Source organism: Mesorhizobium sp. RCC_202, from assembly GCF_041355295.1.
Taxonomy (GTDB): domain Bacteria; phylum Pseudomonadota; class Alphaproteobacteria; order Rhizobiales; family Rhizobiaceae; genus Mesorhizobium.
Window position 1 is genome coordinate 11,669 of record NZ_JBFUPO010000011.1, and the last position, 19,136, is coordinate 30,804.

Here is a 19,136-nt window from a genome sequence, read left to right on the forward strand (position 1 = left end):
TCCTCCCTGTAGGTTGCCGGCGGGGCTACGATCCGCCCGTCTGCCCCTTACGCAAAGGTAAAGCTAATCCAGCTCCCACCAAAACAAAAGCGGTGCCGCCACGGAAGGTTGCAAGGATTTTGCCGGCCCGGATCGTCGAAAATGAACGGTGACGAAAAAGGCTTCGGAATCCGTGGTTAGCGAAGTCTTGCTTCCGGTTCGCGGCATTTTCATCGAATTTGAGGCAAAACGGCGCAATCGCTGGATTCCCATGCTTAACGAACTTTCACGTTTACCTCTTGTTTTAGCTTTGTTTTCTTCAAATTAAGCACGCCATTTAACGACGGATTCAAGGCCAGGCGTCATCCTCGAAAGCATCGAAAGAGCGGCCCACCCCAAGCGAACACCGGGGACAGAAGGAGGCAGCTCTCGGGAGCCAGACAGGGGATTGAAATGGCACGCTTTGAAATGCTTGAAGCCGGCGTCGGCGCCATGGGGGCAACCGCCCAGGCCGACATTCTTTTCGAACTGGGCATGATGTATGCGACCGGCCGCGACTGCGAGACCGACGTCGTCGCCGCCCACAAATGGTTCAACATCGCCGCCATCAAGGGCTCGACCCGCGCCGCGGAATTGCGCTCGGAGCTGTCGGCGACGATGTCGAAGACCGATATCGCCAAGGCGCTGCGCGAAGCCCGCGAATGGATGACGATGCACTGATCCCGCGGACACAACGGCGGGGACCAATCAGGGGACAGGGCCGCGGCAAGACGGCCGACTGACAAGACCAAGAACGCGGCAAGTCAACTGCCAAGCCGCGCAGCAAGAAACAGGGAAGCGAGCGGGTTTCAGGCGCGGGGGCGTCCAGGGAGCTCGACTGCAAAAGCCGCGACCGACCGGTACAAGGTTGGCGCGGCTTTTTGCATTAGGCTAATGCATGTCGCGCAAAAGTGGCTTCGGTTTTGCGACGACGACATGCATCAAACGGCGAGCTAAAGCGCGCCGCGTCGATTCCATTCGACGCGACGCGCTTTAGGTAATCAGGTGGGCCCCTTGGCCCAAGAAATCCTCGCCGGAATGAACCAAAACCAGATGCACTGTCCTCTCGACAGGTTCAGTGAACGGTGAAATTGTCCCGGCTCTGTAGAACAAGCGCGACCATATCGTCGCGCGCAAGTGGAGGAGTTCTTATAGTCATGAAAAAATTGGGTATTTTGAGCGCGGCCGCATTTGGGCTGATGATGAGCGCCCCGGTTGCCTTCGCCGACGACATCACCATTTCGGTGGTCGGCCCGATGACCGGCCAGCTCGCCACCATCGGCGATCAGTTCAAGCAGGGCGCGCAGGCAGCCGCCGATGCGATCAACGCGGCGGGCGGCATCAACGGCTCACAGATCAAGCTCGACATCGAGGACGACCAGTGCGATCCGAAGCAGGCGGTCTCGGTCGCCAACCGCATCGTCGCCAACGGCGTCAAGTTCGTCGACGGCCATGCTTGCTCGGGCTCAAGCATTCCGGCCTCGGCCGTCTATGCCGAAGCCGGCACGCTGATGATGAGCCCGGCCTCGTCGAACCCGGTACTGACCGACGCTGCGGCCAAGTCCGGCTGGCCGACGATCATGCGCCTCTATACGCGTGACGACGCGCAGGGCGCCTTCATCGGCCCGTGGATCGCCAAGAAATATGCCGGCAAGAATGTCGTCGTCCTGCACGACAAGAGCGCCTACGGCCAGGGCGTCGCGGACGCCGTCAAGGCGACGATGAACGCCGGCGACCTCAAGGAAGTCGACTATGAAGGCATCAACGCCGGTGAAAAGGACTATTCGGCCCTCGTCACCAAGCTGAAGGAGCTCAAGGCCGACGTCGTCTATTTCGGCGGCTACCACCCTGAGGCGGGCCTGATCCTGCGCCAGGCGGCCGAGCAGAACGTCAAGTTCCAGCTGATCATGCCCGACTCGATCGCCTCGCCGGAATTCTGGCAGGTTGCCGGCCCGGCGGGTGAAGGCACCCTGTTCGTGTTCCCTTCCGACCCGCAGGCTAAGCCGGAAGCCAAGGACGCGGTCGCCAAGATCAAGGCCGGCGGCTTCACGCCGGAAGGCTTCACGCTGTTCTCCTACGCCGTCGTCCAGGCGGTGGCCGAAGGCGTCAAGCGCGCCGGCACCGACGATCCGGCCAAGGTCGCCGAAGCGCTGAAGGACGGCAAGCCGATCAGCACCGTCGTCGGCGATGTCATCTTCGACGAGAAGGGCGACCTCAAGAACGCCAGCTACGACATCAACCAGTGGCATGACGGCAAATACGCGCCGATCCAGCCGTAATTCGGTTCTGTCTTCGGAGATGGCCGGGCTTGTCCCGGCCATTTTCGTTTGGCCTGTCCTGTGGCTACACTCGGGTCGCGCCTGGAGAGATTCGAGAATGGCTGACGACGGCACCCGGATAATTCCAAGGCGCACGCCGGAATCGGCGGCCATGACGGCCAACGTCAAAAGAGCCATGGCGATCACCGCCAGGCTCAACCGTTTGACGTATGACGATGCCGATGACATCCGCGCCTTGTTCAGCGAGCTCATCGGGCAAAAGGTGGACGGCAGCTTTCTGCTGATACCGCCCTTCTACGCGACTGGCGGGCTGGATACGCGGGTCGGGCGCAATGTCTTCGTCAACCAGAACTGCACGTTCTACGATCTCGGCGGGCTCGACATCGCCGACGACGTGATGATCGGGCCCAATGTCAGCCTCATCACCTCCGGCCATCCGATCGAGCCTTCGCAGCGGCGCGCTTGCGTGATCGCAAGGCCGATCGTGATCGAGAGGAACGTCTGGATCGCAGCCGGCGTGACGGTCATCGGCGGCGTGACGATAGGTGAGAATTCGGTCGTCGCGGCCGGTTCGGTTGTCACCCGTGACGTTGCGCCAAACACCCTTGTCGGCGGAAATCCGGCAAAAATCATTCGCTCGATCGCAGGCTGAACAGCCTCAGCCCTGGCCATCCTCCGCGAAACGCACCAGCACGGTGCCGTCGCTGACCTGCGCGCCTTCAGTCGCGATTTCGGCGATGACGCCGTCATGCGGCGCGGCGATGGTATGTTCCATCTTCATCGCCTCGAGGATCAGCAGCGGCTGGCCTTTGCTGACGGTATCGCCGGCCGCCGCGCGCACCAGCTTGACCAGGCCAGGCATTGGCGCGCGCAGGCTGCCTGACGCAGCCCCCGCCTCGTCGGCCCGGGACAGCGGATCGGGAACCGCGAATGTGTGGCCGACCGCGCCTTCGAACACGGTGACGTGGCCGGGCCAACGTGCCGTGCGCGGCAGATTTCTCAGATCATGCGAATTGATCGCATCGTGCGGCGCCTCCAACGCCACCTGGAAGCGGCCGTCCGGCCGCGCCGAGATCCGCGCCAGGATATTTTCCTCGCCATAACGAAGCCGGGTACGCCGTGACAGCGTATGGTAATGCGCATAGCCGGCAAGCGCGGACCAAGGATCGCCGGCCGTCCCCGGCGCGCCGGCATCGGTTGCCGCCAGTGCCGCCGCGGCGATCGCCTCGTCGCTCGGCGCCGGCAAGATGGTGAGCGCTTCCTGATGCCGGCCGATCAGGCCGGTATCGACATCGCCCGCCGCGAAATCGGCGTCGGCGGCCAAAGCCGCGAGGAACGCGGTGTTGACCGTCGAGCCGGCCACTTCGGTTCGCGCCAGCGCTGCACTGAGCGCGGCAAGGGCCGCGTCTCTGTCCTTGCCGTGCACCACCAGCTTGGCGATCATCGGATCGTAGAAGGGCGAGATCGCGTCGCCGGCCCGCACGCCGGTCTCGATGCGCATTTCAGCACCTTCCGGTGCCGCATCGGGGAATTCGAGATGATGCAGCGTTCCCGTCGCAGGCAAAAACCCTTTCGCGGCATCCTCGGCATAGAGGCGCGCCTCGAAGGCGTGGCCGGCAAGCGCGATCTCGTCCTGCGCCTTCGGCAGTTTTTCGCCGCTGGCGACACGCAATTGCCACTCGACCAGGTCGACGCCGGTGACCATCTCGGTGACGGGATGCTCGACCTGCAGCCGCGTGTTCATTTCCATGAACCAGAAGCGGTCGGGTTTGAGTCCTTGCGAGGCGTCGACGATGAATTCGATGGTGCCGGCGCCCGAATAGCCGATCGCCTGGGCGGCCTTCACGGCGGCCTCGGTCATTGCTTCGCGCAGCTCAGGCGTCATGCCGGGGGCGGGCGCTTCCTCGATGACCTTCTGGTGGCGGCGCTGCGCCGAGCAGTCGCGTTCGAAAAGATGCACGGCATTGCCGAAATTGTCGCCGAAAACCTGCACTTCGATATGGCGCGGCTTGTCGACATATTTTTCGACCAGCACGCGGTCGTCGCCGAAAGCCGCCTTGGCCTCGCGCCGGGCGCTGGAAAGCGCTTCGGAAAAATCGTCTGGATGGTCGACGCGGCGCATGCCCTTGCCGCCGCCGCCGGCGCGCGCCTTGATCAGAACCGGGTAGCCGATCTCGCGCGCCTTCGATGCCAGCAGCACGATCTCCTGCGCCTCGCCGTGATAGCCCGGCACCACCGGCACGCCGGCCTTTTCCATCAGCCGCTTGGCGGCGTCCTTCAATCCCATGGCGCGGATCGAGGCGGCCGACGGGCCGATGAAGACCAGCCTCGCCGCTGTCACATGGTCGACGAAATCGGGGTTCTCCGACAGGAAGCCGTAGCCGGGATGGATGGCCTCGGCGCCGGTGGCAAGTGCTGTCGCGATGATCTTGTCGCCGCGCAGATAGCTTTCACCGACAGGCGAGGCGCCGATATGCACCGCCTCATCCGCCATCTCGACATGCAGCGCGCGCGCATCCGCGTCCGAATAAACGGCGACGGTGCGCACGTCGAGCTTGCGGGCGGTGCGCATGACGCGACAGGCAATCTCGCCGCGATTGGCGATCAGGATCTTGCCGAACATGGGACCTCCGCGGTGGGTGTGTGCCTTGCAGCAGACCGGCGTTCCTTCGCGCCCCCCTCTGTCCCGCCGGACATCTCCCCCACAAGGGAGGAGATCAGCAGCCTTGGCGGCGCCGTGCCTCTTTCAACGGTGACAATTGGCGAAAGCCGTGACGACACCCAATCTCCCCCCTTGTGGGGGAGATGTCCGGCAGGACAGAGGCGGGCGCTGTCCCGCCAGCCTATCCAGGCAAGCATTTGTGTGGTGTCGACCTCTTCCTTACCAAGGGAGTGCTCTACCCGAGGTGAGGAGCGATTTACTTCGAAACCGCGATCGCGCAGCCGCCGCTTGCGGTCTTGACCTTCCAGCGGCTGAAGCCGCTCTGACAGGCCCGCAAGGCGATATCTTCCGCCGCCTTCTGCGAAGGCGCGTTCAGCTTGACGCTGCAGAAAATGTGAAGATCGACGACACGCGAATAAAATGTCGTGGCGTAGGCAGAGTGGCCGCTCGCGGCGATATAGGCGAGATAGGATTTGTAGCAGGCTTCCTTGGGATCGAGTGACAAGGTCGGAGCAAACCGCTTGTCGCCCATCTTGCCTGCAAGAGATTCCGCTGTCGCCGCGCCTACGGTTGCCACGACGAGTGCTCCGGCAAGCAGGGATGCGGCCACCAATTTCAGATTCGCGTTGCCCCCCACGGAAAAATTCCGATCCGCCATCTATTTCGACGCCGCGAGGTAGCAGCCGCCGCTCGCCGTATTGAGCCGCCACTTCTTCAGGCCGCCCTGGCAGTTGCGCATCGCGGCGTTCTCGGCGGCCTGCTGGGACGAAGCGTTGAGCGCTTTGCCGCAGACGACGTAGAGGTCTCTCACGCGCGTGTACAAAGTCGTTGCATAGGCCGAATGGCCGCCCGCCGCGACATAGGCATTGTAGGCCATTCTGCATTGGTCCTTGGGGTTCATCGCCAAGGGCGGCGGGAAGCGCTTGTCGCCCACGCTGCCTGCCAGCGACCCGGCCATGCCTATCCCTGGGGCTGTAACAATCAGCAACCCGGCCAGCACCGATGCTGCCATCTGTTTGGAAACCACGACCCCCATTCCATCCCTCCCAGAAAGAAAAACCGTGCTGCCTGTTGTCTATTTGGACGCGGCGATGCTGCAGGCGCCGGCGACCGTGACCTTGTATTTGCTTTTGCTGGCCTGGCAGGATTTGAGCGCCAGGTCCTCGGCCGCCTTTTGCGACGGCGCATTCAGCTTCGCGCCACAAATGAAGTACTCGCTCTGCGGAACGATCGGTGTTGCCGCAAACGCCGAATGGCCCGAAGCCGCAATGTAGGCCGCATACATTTTGCCGCAGCCGCCCGTCGTGCCCCAAGGAATGGTCACCGGGTAGCGTACGTCGCCCTTGCCGCCGGCCAGCGATTGAGTTGACCCGGCAGTAGGCATTGCTAATATTAGAATTCCTGCAAGTATCGACGCAGTCGACTTGCGGCAGTATTTCGAAATCATGTCCAGCCCGCCCAAAATCCCCAATGCAGCTTGACGAATAGCGAATATTTTCGGCCCGCGCCAGTTGGCTCCTGAAAATTCGCATTGGCCTGTATTGGGAAACCTGTCGGTCCATAAGTTTAGCCTTCCCCGGAATCAACAACGGCCTGTCGGTAAAAGTCGGCTGTCTCGTCGTCGAAGCAGCAGAAAGTAACGACGTCCGGCACTGCGTTTTGCCGCAGGAAGTCGCTTGACGTGGCAACGGCGATCCTCGTCGCCTGGTCCTTGGGAAAGCGGTAGATGCCGGTCGAGATCGCCGGAAAGGCGATCGTTCGGCAATCATGGTCGCGAGCGATTTCGAGCGAGCGCCGGTAGCAGGAGGCAAGCAGTTCGGCCTCGCCCTTGCCGCCGCCTTGCCAGACCGGCCCGACGGTGTGGATGATGTAGCGCGCCGACAGCCGATAGCCCTTGGTCAGCTTGGCGTCGCCGGTCTTGCAGCCGTTGAGCATGCGGCATTCGAACTCGAGTTCCGGCCCGGCCGCGCGGTGGATGGCGCCGTCGACACCGCCGCCGCCGAGCAGCGAGGAATTGGCCGCATTGACGATGGCATCGACCGCAAGCCTGGTGATGTCGCCGGTGTGGATGCGGATCCTGTCACGCACGCTCATCATCACATCCTGAACACGCCGAACCTGGTCTCCTCGATGCCGGCATTGAGCGCCGCCGAAAGGCTGAGCGCCAGCACCTCGCGCGTCTTGGCCGGATCGATGATGCCGTCGTCCCAAAGCCGCGCCGAGGAATAGAGCGGGTGGCCCTCATGCTCGTATTTCATCAGGATCGGCTTCCTGAATTTCGCCTCCTCATCGGCGCTCCATTCCCCGCCCTTGCGTTCGATGCCTTCGCGCTTGACCATGGCAAGCACTGTCGCCGCCTGCTCGCCGCCCATCACCGAGATGCGCGCGTTCGGCCACATCCACAGGAAGCGGGGCGAATAGGCGCGGCCGCACATGCCGTAATTGCCAGCGCCGAACGAGCCGCCGATGATGACTGTGAGCTTCGGCACCTTCGCGGTGGCAACCGCCATCACCAGCTTGGCGCCATCCTTGGCGATGCCGCCGGCCTCGTATTTCCGGCCGACCATGAAGCCGGTGATGTTCTGCAGGAAAACAAGCGGAATGCCGCGCTGGCAGCAGAGCTCGATGAAATGCGCGCCCTTCAGCGCGCTTTCGGAAAACAAGACGCCGTTGTTGCCGACGATGCCGACCGGCATGCCGTGCAGATGCGCAAAGCCGGTCACCAGCGTGGTGCCGTAATTCTGTTTGAACTCGTCGAATTCCGAGCCGTCGACCAGGCGCGCGATCACCTCGCGCACGTCGTAGGGCTGGCGCAGATCCGTCGGCACGATGCCGTAGAGTTCGCTCGGGTCATGAAGCGGCGGAGCAGGCGTGCGCAGGTTGAGGCTCATGGCCTTGTTGCGGTTGAGGTTCCTGATGATGCGCCGGCAAATCGCCAGCGCGTGCTCGTCGTCCATCGCGTAATGGTCGGCGACGCCGGAAAGCCTGGTGTGCACATCGGCGCCGCCAAGCTCCTCGGCGCTGACATCCTCGCCGGTGGCGGCCTTCACCAGCGGCGGCCCGCCGAGAAAGATGGTCGCCTGGTTGCGCACCATGATCGTCTCGTCCGACATCGCCGGCACATAGGCGCCGCCCGCGGTGCACGATCCCATGACGCAGGCGATCTGCGGGATGCCGGCCGCCGACATGTTGGCCTGGTTGTAGAAGATACGGCCGAAATGCTCGCGGTCGGGAAACACCTCGTCCTGGTTGGGCAGATTGGCGCCGCCACTGTCGACCAGGTAGACGCAAGGCAGGTTGTTCTGCAGCGCGATCTCTTGCGCCCTGAGATGCTTCTTCACCGTCAGCGGATAATAGGTGCCGCCCTTCACCGTGGCGTCGTTGACGACGACCATGACCTCACGGCCCTCGACCCGGCCGACGCCGGTGATGATGCCGGCCGCGGGAATATCCTCGCCATACATCGACCAGGCCGCGAACTGGCCGACTTCCAGGAACGGTGAGCCGGTATCGAGCAATTGCGCCAGCCGCTCGCGCGGCAGCAATTTGCCGCGTGAAACGTGCCGCTCGCGCGCTTCGTCGGAGCCGCCGCGCTCGACGCTTGCCGCCTTGTCGGAGATGTCGGCGACCAACGCCCGCATGCGCTCGGCATTGGCGCGAAAAGCGTCGGAAGAGGGGGAGATCTGGGAGGTTAGGACGGGCATTGACGAACCTCAAATGATATCATATTTCAGTATCAATTCGGGCTCTCGCCCTAACCCCTGAGGAACTGACCATAAAGGTATTCGATTGGGGGGCGAAAGGCGATGAAGGCGGCGCACCGGCAAACACTGGACAAGATATTTGCGAACCCGGTCAGCGCTTCCACCAAATGGCGCGATGTTGAGGCGTTGCTGATCGCGCTCGGCGCGCGAGTTGTCGGAAGGACGCGGCTCGCGGGTCCGATTCACGTTGAACGGGATAACGCTTCGAGTGCATCGACCGCATCCATCGCCAGATACGAGAGCATATGTGATCCGAGAGATCAGGACTTTCCTGATAGATTCAGGTGTAGAACTATGAAGCCGTACAAGGGATATTTGGGAACGATCGAGTTCGATGAAACCGATGTTGTGTTTCACGGTCGTATCGTGGGTATTCGCGACATCTTCACATACGAGGCCGATTCTGCGGAAGAATTGCTGAAGGCTTTTCATGGATGCGTCGACGACTACCTCGAATTTTGCGCTGAACAGAATAAGGAGCCGGAAAAGCCCTTTTCTGGCAAACTCGCTCTGCGCACGACGCCGGAAGTCCATCGGCTTGTCAGTCGAGCGGCCTCCAGCGACGGCAAGTCGATCAATCAATGGGTGTCGGACACGCTGGCCGAAGCGGCCCGTAAGCGGATCGACGAAGGTTCGACGAAAGTGACGAGCAGAGCGCACTAAATCCCCTCCGCCATGATCTCGCGGCCGATCAGCCAGCGGCGGATTTCGCTGGTGCCGGCGCCGATCTCGTAGAGCTTGGCGTCGCGCAGCAGGCGGCCGGTCGGGTAATCGTTGATATAGCCGTTGCCGCCGAGCAGCTGGATGGCGTCGAGCGCCATCTGCGTCGCCTTTTCGGCGGCAAACAGCACGCAGCCGGCGGCGTCCTTGCGGGTCGTCTCGCCGCGGTCGCAGGCAGCGGCCACCGCGTAGACATAGGCGCGCGCGGCATTCAACGTCGTGTACATGTCGGCAAGCTTGCCCTGCACCAGCTGGAACTCGCCGATCGGCCGGCCGAATTGCTTGCGCTCGTGCACATAGGGGATTGCCACGTCGAGGCTCGCCGCCATCAGCCCGAGCGGCCCGCCGGAGAGCACGGTGCGCTCATAATCGAGGCCCGACATCAGCACTTCGACGCCGCGCCCTTCCTCATGCAGCACATTGTCGTACGGCACCTCGACATCCTGAAACACCAGCTCACCGGTGTTGGAGCCGCGCATGCCGAGCTTGTCGAGCTTCTGCGCCACCGAAAATCCCGCAAAAGTCTTCTCGACGATGAAGGCGGTGATGCCGCGCGATTTCCGCTCGGGATCGGTCTTGGCATAGACCACCAGCGTTTCGGCGTCGGGGCCGTTGGTGATCCACATTTTTGAACCGTTGAGCACATAGCGGTCGTTGCGCTTTTCGGCGCGCAGCCTGAGCGACACCACATCCGAGCCTGAACCCGATTCCGACATGGCGAGCGCGCCGACATGGTCGCCCGAGCAAAGCGCCGGCAGGTATTTCTCCTTCTGCGCCGGCGTTGCCCAGCGGTTGATCTGGTTGACGCAAAGGTTCGAGTGCGCCCCGTAGGAGAGACCGACCGAGGCGGACGCGCGCGAAATCTCTTCCATCGCCACGACATGCGCGAGGTAGCCCATGCCGGTGCCACCGAAATCGGGGTCGGCGGTGATGCCGAGCAGGCCAAGCGCGCCGAGTTCGGCCCAAAGATGCGCTGGGAACTCGTTCGATCGGTCGATGTCGGCCGCGATCGGCGCGATCCTGTCCTGGGCGAAGCGCCTTACCGTATCGCGCAGCGCCTCTATGTCGGCGTCATGCCCGAAGTTGAGCGTATTGGTGTACATTCTGTTCCTCCCTGCGCATGACCCCGAAAATCAACTTCGATTTTCGGAAAGGATCATGCGCAAAATTCAAAGTGCTACAGCGTCCTTTGCGCGTTCAACTGGACGCGCGGCGCTGTAGGCATCGATCTTTGCGCCGACGAGCCGCATTGTCATGGAAAGATATGTCGAGGTGACTTCGGCCACCGACAGCCGCTCGCCCGGCCGGAACCAGACGATGACGCCGGTCATCATCTGGATCAGCGCCATGGCGGTCAGGCCGATATCGTCGATCTGGAAACGGCCCAGTTCGGCGCCGTCGCGCAGGATCGCGCGCAGCTCCTTCTCATAGGCCGTTCGCATCTTGAGAATCTGCGTCAGCCGCTCATGCGAAAGGCTGCGCAGCTCCATGTTGGAGACATGCGTGGCGTGGCGCCGCTCGATATGGAAGACGATATGGTTCTCGACATAGGCAGCAAGCCGGACAACCGCGTCGTCGCTGGCCGGACGCGCCGTGTCCCAGGCTTTGAGCAGGCCTTCCATATGCTCGCGCATCAGCGTGAACAGAAGGTCTTCCTTGGTTGGAAAATAGCGGTAGAGCGCAGCCGCCTGCACGCCGACTTCCGCCGCCAGCTGGCGCATCGACATCGCTTCGTAGCCGAGACGCGCAATCAGGCTGACCGCCGCCTCGCGGACAGCCGCTTCGGTCTTTTCTCCGTCGGAGCCTGTGGTGCGCGCCATGCCCTGCCTCAGTGTTTCCTACTAATAAAACGAACGTTCAATTAATTCAAGCGCTCCAACCAAACTCTGGTTGTCATTGAAATTTACTTGACTAGGTCAACTAAAAACAGAAGCTTTAAGCCGGTCAACCGGGTTGAAACAGGATGCTGGACGACAAGCGCAAGGCAGTGGTGGCTGAAATTCGCCGCTTCAACCGGTTCTACACGCTCAGGATCGGCCTCCTTGAAGAGACCTTGACACAAAGCGCCTTCACCCTGACCGAGGCGCGCGTGTTGTTCGAGCTTGGACACCGCGAACACCCGGCCGCCGCCGATGGTTCAGGCGAACAACGCTTTCTCGCGCGCGCCTTTCATCTGGATCTTGGGCCGGCCGCCGCGAGCTTGGCCAGGCATCTCTTCGTCGATGCAAGCTATATGACACGCATCCTGAGGAAATTTTCCGGAGACGGGCTGGTTGAGACCAAGGTCGATCCGGCCGATCGTCGAAAACGCTTGCTGCGCCTGACGACGAAAGGCGAAAGCCTCCTTGCCGCCCTGCAAGGGGCCGCGGATCGGGATATGGCGCGGCTGGTCGATGGCCTGTCCGACGACAAGCTGGTGGATTTGCGCGCTGCCTTGCGCAGGGCCGCCGAACTGCTCGCAGACCCCGGCGCTGACCTGAGTGGCGCTCTCATCCGCTTCTCAACGCCGGCTTAAGGGGCCGGCTTAAGGGGTGATACGGAAATCGGCCGGCGCTGCGTCATACGCCATTTCCTCGATCTCGACTTTCGAGACTGCCGCGCCGCGTGGCCCTTGCCATAGGCGTTCGATCATTGTCGCGACGGCCGCTGCGTCGCCGGCAATCAGCGTCGACACCGAGCCGTCGCCTTCGTTGCGCACCCAGCCGGTCAGTCCAAGGCGCATGGCCTCGCCGCGCGTCCAGACCCTGTAGCCGACGCCTTGCACGCGTCCGGAAATCCGCGCCTGAACGGTTCTATGCTCGCCTTTCATTGCCTGCGCTCCGCCTGTCGGAATCTGGCTCAGCAAAGGGCAAAGGCAACAGGGGCTTGGAGCTAATTGCCCCGCGCCGCTGCCAGCGCGCCCGGCAGTTCCTCGGCGAAAATGTCGAGCTCGTGGTCGAGCCCGACGCTCACCCTGATGCAGCGCTCGAGCACCGGCACCATCGGTTTGCGGATGAAGACGTCGCGCGACAGAAGGTTCTGCATGACTTTCAGCGCGAAGGCGCCGTCCCTGCCGCAATCGATGGTGACGAAATTGGTGGCCGATGGCAGCGGCTTCAGATCGTTTTGCTCGGCGATCGCCGCGATGCGCCGACGCCCCGCGGCGACGCGCTCCACCACGGAGCGCAGGTAATCCTGGTCGGCCAGCGCCTCGAGGCCGGCGATCTGCGCCATGCGGCTGACGCCGTAATGGTTGCGGATCTTTTCGAAGTCGCGGATCACCTCCGCTTCCGCAACCGCGTAGCCGCAGCGTATGCCGGCTAGCCCATAGGCCTTGGAGAAGGTGCGCATGCGGATGACGTTGGGCCTCGTCACATCGATCGGCGGCAGCGCCGAGGCCGGCCCCAATTCGCCGTAGGCCTCGTCCAGCACCAGCATGGTGGTTTGCGGCAACGCCTCGATGAAGCGGGTGACGTCCGGCGCCTCCCACCAGCTGCCCATCGGATTGTCGGGATTGGAGAGATAGGTGAGCGGCGCTTTTTCGCTCGTGACCTTGGCGAGAAGCCCGTCCAGGTCTTCCTTGTTATCGGCATAGGGCACCGTCGCCAGGCGGCCGCCGACGCCGGCGATGTGGAAGTTGAAAGTGGGATAGGCGCCGAGCGAAGTGACGACGGCGTCGCCCGGGGCGACATACATGCGCGCCACCACGCCGAGCAGCCCGTCGATGCCTTCGCCGACCACCACATTTTCGACGGCCACGCCGTGATGCGCGGCCACCGCCACCTTCAATTCGTAATTGTCGGGATCGCAATACATCCACTGGTCGCGCGCGACACTCTCCATGCGCGCAATGACGCGCGGCGAGGGCCCGAAACTGCTCTCATTGGCGCCGATGCGGGCCCGGAACGGCCGCCCCCGCTCGCGCTCCTGCGCCTCGGGGCCGACGAACGGCACGGTGGTGGGAAGCGCGCCGACGATCGGCGTAAGGGAAGGGCGCTGGCGCATGGCAAAGGCTCGCGTGAAAGGGAGGCTCTTGCTAGCCCGACGCGGTCGGTGCGCGCAAGTTCGGGATTGGCTGTTATGACGGTCGAATAAGAACAAGGTTCTATTTCAGGAGCGACTCGAGACAATGCTAGGTCGCCGAAAGCTGGATTCCATAGCCCGATTTTGCTAGCCGTGGGTCATGAGCTCACGATTGCCGCCTGCCTGGTCCAAGCATCTCGGTGCTGCGCAAAAGGCCAAACCTCAATCGATTTCGCAGCCGAAGGCGAGTCGGCCGCTCGGGCTGACCGATGACATGGTCCTGAGGCAGGCCTTGGAGCATCAGCAAGCCAAACGGCTGTCGGAGGCTCAAGAGCTCTGCCATCGTGTCCTGGCGCGCTCCCCCAATCACGCTCTTGCCCTATACATGCTAGGGACGCTGGGATTGGGCTTCGATGATGAGCTGGCGATAAAGTATTTCGCACGGGCGGCTGCTCAAGAGCCGAACAATCCTTACTATCAGCTAAGTCTTGGTGACGCCTGCCTGAAGGTTGGGGATTATCCACTGGCAATAAAGCATTTGGAGCGCGCTCGCGAACTGAAGCCAGATTTGATTGAGGTGATATGTAAATTGGCAGAAGCTTATACTAAATTTGAAAAGGCAGACCTTGCACTGCCTCTCTATAAAACGGTGCTCGAAATGGATTCCCACGACGAGACAGCCCGAATGGACCTCGCAAGCACTCTCGTTGCGCTCGGGCGAATGGACGAGGCCACAGCCTGTCTGAATGAAAACATCGCCCTACGGATCGATGTGCCCTCGTCCTACAGAATCTTGGCGGAGGTTCGGAAATTTTCCAGCGAGCCGCCCGAACTGAAGTTCATTCTGGACGAGCTTCGCAAAGCAGCGACTCCGGCCGATGAGCCCTACGAACTTCATATGGCGGCCGGCAAGATTCTGGATGACCTCGGTCGCTACGACGAAGCGATCGGTCATTTCCTTAAGGCCGCAGAAAATCGGGCGTACAATTTCGACATCGAATCTTATCGTCGCCAGGTTGATCTCCTGATTGATCTCTTCAGTCCTGAGTTCTTTGCAGCTAGGGCCGGATACGGTACTCAATCCGAAGTACCGGTATTTGTATTGGGAATGCCGCGCTCGGGCACGACGCTCACAGAGCAGATCTGCTCGAGCCATCCGGACGTTTATGGTGCGGGGGAGCTTACCAAATTGGCGCGAATGTCGGTCGCCAACGGTCTCAACCTCCAGCCAGGACGTGCGTTCGGCCAGGCTATTGTATCGATGACGAAACAACAATCGATAGGGCTGGCTGAGGAATATCTGTCGAATTCGCACATTTATGCACCCTCGGCGCATCGGATCATCGACAAGATGCCTCATAACTTCGAACGAGTCGGGCTGATTGCCCTTCTTTTTCCGAATGCCAGGATTATTCGTTGCACGCGTGACCCGGTTGATAATTGTTTTTCATGTTTTATTTCAAATTTAAACCAAGCTCATCAGTATATCGCCGATCTTTCGGTGCTCGGAAAATACTACCGTGAATACGACCGCCTCATGCGGCATTGGGAGACGGTTCTGCCTGGGCGTATATTTGAAAATCGTTATGAAGACCTTGTTGCCGATCAGGAAGGACAGTCGCGCCGATTGATGGAGCATATTGGCATGGGCTGGGATGATGCCTGCCTTCGCTTTTTCGATAAAACGGGAGCTGTCAGGACGCTGAGCCGCTGGCAGGTCCGTCAGCCGATCTATAGATCGTCACTCAAGCGCTGGAAGAACTACGGAACTCGGCTCCAGCCGTTGGTGGATGCCTTGGGCGATCTGGCGGATGCATAAGTCCGGGACCGGATTTTGAATGCCCAGATCAACGGGTTCAATCTGTCTGTGCGGTAAATCCCGCCCGGTCGTGATCCGCGCGGGAAAGCATTGCGGCGACGAAGTTCGCGTGGAAGAAAATCCTATTGCTCGCCGACCCTGCGCAGTGCAAGCGTCCTGGGTGTAACCGAGTGCTGGATTCCTTCGCCTCTTTTTGCTAGCGAGGCGCCATGAACAATCGTCTGCCGCCAGCCTGGTCCAAGCATCTCAAGCCCGGACCCGTGTCAAAGCCACGGTTGCCGCCGGGAGTGCTGCCGAAAACAAGCACCGTGCCGCGTGCACCGGACGACGACGCGCTACTGAAGCAGGCATACAGCCTTCAGCAGGCCAGGCGGCTCGACGAAGCGCAGGATCTGTGCCTCAAGATTCTTGCGCGGACGCCAAACCACCCCGCGGCGCTTTATACCTTGGGAACGATTTATCTAGGCTACGACGACGAGAGGGCCTTGCGCTATTTCGCGCGCGCCGTCGGCGAGGAGCCTAACAATCCCTATTACCATCTAGGCTTGGGCACGGCCTATGTGAAGGTCACCGAATATTCGTCGGCGATCGAGCATATGCAATATGCCTTGGAGTTGCAGCCGGACCTTATCGAAGCGCTTTGTGAATTGGGCAATGCCTACCTCGAATTTGGCAAGCCCGGCATGGCTTTGCCGCTCTACGAGAAGGCACTGAAAATCAACCGGGACCATCCAAAGGTCAGGGTCGGATTGGCGCGCGCGCTCACCAGCGTGGGACGCATGGATGATGCCGCTGCTTACCTCCATGAGGCAATCGTACGCCGCATCGCGGTCCCGACAGCCTATAACGACCTTGTGCAGACAAAGAAATTCACCGAAGAGCCGGAGGAACTCAAATCCATCCTTGGCGAGTTGCGAAATCCGAGACTGGATCCCGACGGCGTGGAAAAGCTCCATCTGGCGGCCGGTAAGGTGCTGAACGACCTTAAGCGCTACAAGGATGCGTTCTACCATTTCAACAAATCGAAACAGGCCTCGGGCCGATACTTCAATATCGATCAATACCGGCGTTGGATCGATTCGTTGATCGAGACGTTCACGCCTGAGATGTTTGCCGCCACGGCCGGCTACGGAAATGCTTCCGAAGCGCCTGTTTTCGTGGTCGGCATGCCACGCTCGGGGACGACGCTTACGGAGCAGATCTGCGCCAGTCATCCCGATGTCTACGGTGCGGGCGAACTTATGAAGCTGAGGCGGGTGGCGAACGCAATCGAGCTCAGGAAGTCGGCCGGAAATTTGGGCCAGGCGGTGGCGTCGGTCACGAAAGACCTGTCCGCGACGCTGGCCGAAGAGCATCTGAACTATTTAAGGGAGCGTGCACCTGCCGCGCTTCGGATCATTGATAAGATGCCGCACAATTTTGAACTGATCGGGCTTATCGGTCTGCTGTTCCCGAACGCGAGAATTATCCACTGTCGCCGTGATGCCATCGACAATTGTGTTTCTTGCTTTGTGCAGAAATTCGGTGAAGGACACAGTTACAATACCGACTTGCAGACATTGGGTCTCTATTATCGCGAATACGACCGCCTGATGCAGCATTGGAATAGGGTTTTTCCCGGTCGTATCTTTGAAAACAGATACGAGACCCTGGTGGACGATCAGGAGGTGCAATCGCGCCAGCTTATCGATTACCTCGGATTGCCTTGGGACGATGCCTGTCTTCGGTTTTTCGACAAGGATGGTTCGGTCAACACGCCCAGTCGATGGCAGGTCCGTCAACCGATCTACAATTCATCCGTCAAGCGTTGGAAAAACTACGAAAACGAGATTCGGCCGCTGATCGATACGTTAGGCGATTTGGCCGACATCTAGCACGCGATTTGGCGCTTCCTTCATGGAAACGGTGGGGCGTTGTTGTCGGCGGGCGTTGCGGATCTCCCTGAAGCATAGGCTGGGGCAGTCGGGATCGCACTCGATACCACCGACAATGTGATGGCCCGCGCGGTGCGCCAAGCTGGATTCGACCCGTCGTTTTTGCTAGCGAAAGTCGATGAATAACCGACTGCCGCCCGCCTGGTCCAAACACCTGAAAGCTCCGTCGGGACCCAGGATCTCCCAGTCGAAAACCGGGCCATCCAAAGCAACGCCGCTGTCGCATACGCAGGCTGACGACGCCTTGCTCAGGCAGGCGCTTGATCTTTACCGGGCAGGCCGTCTGCTGGAAGCGGAGGAGTTGTGCCAGCGGGTGCTGGCCCATTCACCGCGGCATCCCCTTGCCCTCTATTTGCTGGGAACCTTCGCGCTCGGCCTGGACGACGAGATGGCCATTCGGTGCTTCGAGCGAGCGGTGAAAGAAGCGCCTCAAAATGCCCAATATCATTTCATGTTGGGCGAGACGTATCTGAAGGTCGGCGAGCATTCCGATGCTATCGAGCAGTTGGAGCTTGCCAGCGAACTGAAAGCCGACTGGGCCGAGGTGCTTTGCGCGCTGGGCCGGGCTTATACGGAGTTCGGCAGAGCCGATATCGCGCTGCCTTTTTACAAGAAGGCGCTCAAAATCGACGATCGATACCCCCTCGTTCGAATGGGGTTGGCCAACGCGCTTGTAAGTTTCGGCCGCATGGATGAGGCGGCGCAATACATGAAGCAGGCGGTTGGCCATCGCCAGGATATCGGCGCCGCTTACAACGGCTTGGTCAGCATTCGAAAATTCACTGAAGAGCCTGCGGAGCTCCGATCTATCCTGCTTGAAATCGATAATCCGGAGCTTGATGAGAAGAGCATACAGCGGTTGCACTACGCGGCCGCCAAGGTGCTCAACGATCTTCGTCGTCATGAAGAAGCGATGGATCATTTGCAAAGAGCAAAGGCGCTTTCGCCGCATCGTTTCAGCATCGATGAATACCGTCGCAGCGTTGACTTCATGATCGAGCTGTTCAGCCCTGAAATGCTGGCGGCCAGGGCCGGATATGGAAGCGCTTCGGAGGTGCCGGTCTTTGTGCTCGGCATGCCGCGTTCGGGCACCACCTTGACCGAGCAGATCTGCGCAAGCCACCCCGATGTCCACGGGGCCGGCGAATTGACGAAGCTTCGGCGGATCATGAACAGGCTCGCCCCCAGGACACGGTCTCCGGATGAATTGCGGCAGTCGATCTTGGAGATGACGGCCGATCAGTCAAGATCCCTGGCCGATGAATATCTCGGCCACATCAGGCAGCGCTCGCCCAATTCTCTAAGGGTCGTCGACAAGCTCCCGCATAATTTCGAACTCGTCGGCCTGATCCGGTTGCTGTTTCCCAAGGCGCGCATCGTTCATTGCCGGCGCGATGCCGTCGACAATTGCATCTCATGCTATTTTCTCAATTTCAACGACCACAACACCTACAATGCCGACCTCGGGTCGCTTGGCCGGTATTATCGCGAATATGACAGGTTGATGCGTCACTGGCAGAGCGTTTTTCCGGGTGAGATTCTGGAAAATCGCTACGAAGACATGGTCTCCGATCAGGAGGGCCAATCGCGCCGGCTGATCGATCACCTGGGTCTGCCGTGGGACGACGCCTGCCTGCGGTTCTTTGACAAGGGTGGTTCGGTCAACACGTTCAGCCGTTGGCAGGTCCGGCAGCCGATCTACACCTCGTCGATGAACCGCTGGAAAAATTACGGAAGCACGATTCGTCCGCTGATCGAGGCCCTGGGCGATCTCGCCGGATCTTAACTCGCGATCAGCCCGAAGGCCGCTGCGAGCGGCCGGGCGCGGTCACAACATATCCGTCCGATCGATCAATGGCCTGGTGCCCGAAGGCGCGATTCTTGCCTGAACGCGATGAAACCTGAAACGCAATGAAAAAACCCGGCGGTTGCCCGCCG

18 protein-coding genes are annotated in these 19,136 nt (G+C 60.9%); 8 read left to right on the plus strand and 10 right to left on the minus strand.

The genetic code is table 11. The annotated features are described in order from the left end of the window. Nucleotides 1-432 precede the first annotated feature (432 nt). From AB6802_RS23510 to AB6802_RS23520, 3 genes are all read left to right on the plus strand, one after another. Nucleotides 433-699: a sel1 repeat family protein gene (locus tag AB6802_RS23510; protein ID WP_371012574.1), complete on the plus strand. Its 267-nt coding sequence runs from the start codon at nt 433-435 to the stop codon at nt 697-699. A 476-nt stretch (nt 700-1,175) separates the two neighbouring features. After that, nucleotides 1,176-2,297: an ABC transporter substrate-binding protein gene (locus AB6802_RS23515; RefSeq protein WP_371012575.1), complete on the plus strand. Its 1,122-nt coding sequence runs from the start codon at nt 1,176-1,178 to the stop codon at nt 2,295-2,297. A 97-nt stretch (nt 2,298-2,394) separates the two neighbouring features. Further along, nucleotides 2,395-2,949: a sugar O-acetyltransferase gene (locus tag AB6802_RS23520; RefSeq protein ID WP_371012576.1), complete on the plus strand. Its 555-nt coding sequence runs from the start codon at nt 2,395-2,397 to the stop codon at nt 2,947-2,949. Nucleotides 2,950-2,955: 6 nt separating this feature from the next. Here the strand turns inward: AB6802_RS23520 and AB6802_RS23525 are convergent, their stop codons facing one another. The 6 genes from AB6802_RS23525 to AB6802_RS23550 form a co-directional block, all read right to left on the minus strand. Continuing rightward, on the minus strand, nt 2,956-4,920 hold the full coding sequence (locus AB6802_RS23525; RefSeq protein ID WP_371012577.1) for a biotin carboxylase N-terminal domain-containing protein: 1,965 nt from the start codon (nt 4,918-4,920) through the stop codon (nt 2,956-2,958). 295 nt (nt 4,921-5,215) lie between these two features. Further along, a complete protein-coding gene (locus AB6802_RS23530; RefSeq protein ID WP_371012578.1) occupies nt 5,216-5,536 on the minus strand; it encodes a hypothetical protein in 321 nt (106 codons plus the stop codon). A gap of 81 nt (nt 5,537-5,617) precedes the next feature. Next, nucleotides 5,618-5,995 carry a hypothetical protein gene (locus AB6802_RS23535; RefSeq protein ID WP_371012579.1) on the minus strand — a complete coding sequence of 126 codons (378 nt, stop codon included), beginning with the start codon at nt 5,993-5,995 and terminating at the stop codon, nt 5,618-5,620. 39 nt (nt 5,996-6,034) lie between these two features. After that, nucleotides 6,035-6,406, minus strand: a complete 372-nt coding sequence (locus tag AB6802_RS23540) for a hypothetical protein (protein WP_371012580.1) — start codon at nt 6,404-6,406, stop codon at nt 6,035-6,037. Between the two features lie 119 nt (nt 6,407-6,525). Then, entirely contained in the window at nt 6,526-7,056 is a 531-nt protein-coding gene (locus tag AB6802_RS23545) for an O-acetyl-ADP-ribose deacetylase (RefSeq protein WP_371012581.1), read from the minus strand. Next, nucleotides 7,056-8,663: a carboxyl transferase domain-containing protein gene (locus AB6802_RS23550; protein ID WP_371012582.1), complete on the minus strand. Its 1,608-nt coding sequence runs from the start codon at nt 8,661-8,663 to the stop codon at nt 7,056-7,058. The genes AB6802_RS23545 and AB6802_RS23550 overlap by 1 nt, the downstream gene beginning before the upstream one ends. Nucleotides 8,664-8,765: 102 nt before the next feature. Here AB6802_RS23550 and AB6802_RS23555 point away from each other — a divergent pair, with 102 nt between their 5' ends. Further along, nucleotides 8,766-9,386, plus strand: coding sequence for a type II toxin-antitoxin system HicB family antitoxin (locus AB6802_RS23555; RefSeq protein ID WP_371012583.1), 621 nt, complete (start codon nt 8,766-8,768; stop codon nt 9,384-9,386). On the opposite strand, the gene AB6802_RS23560 is transcribed toward AB6802_RS23555, so the two are convergent. Together AB6802_RS23560 and AB6802_RS23565 are read right to left on the minus strand one after the other, a co-directional pair. Then, entirely contained in the window at nt 9,383-10,546 is a 1,164-nt protein-coding gene (locus tag AB6802_RS23560) for an isovaleryl-CoA dehydrogenase (protein ID WP_371012584.1), read from the minus strand. The genes AB6802_RS23555 and AB6802_RS23560 overlap by 4 nt on opposite strands. 66 nt (nt 10,547-10,612) lie before the next feature. After that, on the minus strand, nt 10,613-11,263 hold the full coding sequence (locus AB6802_RS23565; RefSeq protein ID WP_371012585.1) for a TetR/AcrR family transcriptional regulator: 651 nt from the start codon (nt 11,261-11,263) through the stop codon (nt 10,613-10,615). Nucleotides 11,264-11,406: 143 nt separating this feature from the next. Between AB6802_RS23565 and AB6802_RS23570 the strand changes: the two genes are divergently transcribed. After that, nucleotides 11,407-11,958 carry a MarR family winged helix-turn-helix transcriptional regulator gene (locus AB6802_RS23570; protein WP_371012586.1) on the plus strand — a complete coding sequence of 184 codons (552 nt, stop codon included), beginning with the start codon at nt 11,407-11,409 and terminating at the stop codon, nt 11,956-11,958. Nucleotides 11,959-11,967: 9 nt separating this feature from the next. Here the strand turns inward: AB6802_RS23570 and AB6802_RS23575 are convergent, their stop codons facing one another. Further along, nucleotides 11,968-12,252, minus strand: a complete 285-nt coding sequence (locus AB6802_RS23575) for an acylphosphatase (RefSeq protein ID WP_371012588.1) — start codon at nt 12,250-12,252, stop codon at nt 11,968-11,970. A gap of 62 nt (nt 12,253-12,314) precedes the next feature. Further along, nucleotides 12,315-13,427, minus strand: a complete 1,113-nt coding sequence (locus tag AB6802_RS23580; protein WP_371012589.1) for a pyridoxal phosphate-dependent aminotransferase — start codon at nt 13,425-13,427, stop codon at nt 12,315-12,317. 178 nt (nt 13,428-13,605) lie between these two features. Here AB6802_RS23580 and AB6802_RS23585 point away from each other — a divergent pair, with 178 nt between their 5' ends. The 3 genes from AB6802_RS23585 to AB6802_RS23595 all read left to right on the plus strand — a co-directional run bounded on the left by AB6802_RS23585 (nt 13,606) and on the right by AB6802_RS23595 (nt 18,984). Beyond that, entirely contained in the window at nt 13,606-15,264 is a 1,659-nt protein-coding gene (locus AB6802_RS23585) for a sulfotransferase (RefSeq protein WP_371012590.1), read from the plus strand. 209 nt (nt 15,265-15,473) lie between these two features. After that, nucleotides 15,474-17,138 carry a sulfotransferase gene (locus tag AB6802_RS23590; protein WP_371012591.1) on the plus strand — a complete coding sequence of 555 codons (1,665 nt, stop codon included), beginning with the start codon at nt 15,474-15,476 and terminating at the stop codon, nt 17,136-17,138. 178 nt (nt 17,139-17,316) lie between these two features. Next, entirely contained in the window at nt 17,317-18,984 is a 1,668-nt protein-coding gene (locus tag AB6802_RS23595) for a sulfotransferase (protein ID WP_371012592.1), read from the plus strand. Nucleotides 18,985-19,136: the final 152 nt, after the last annotated feature.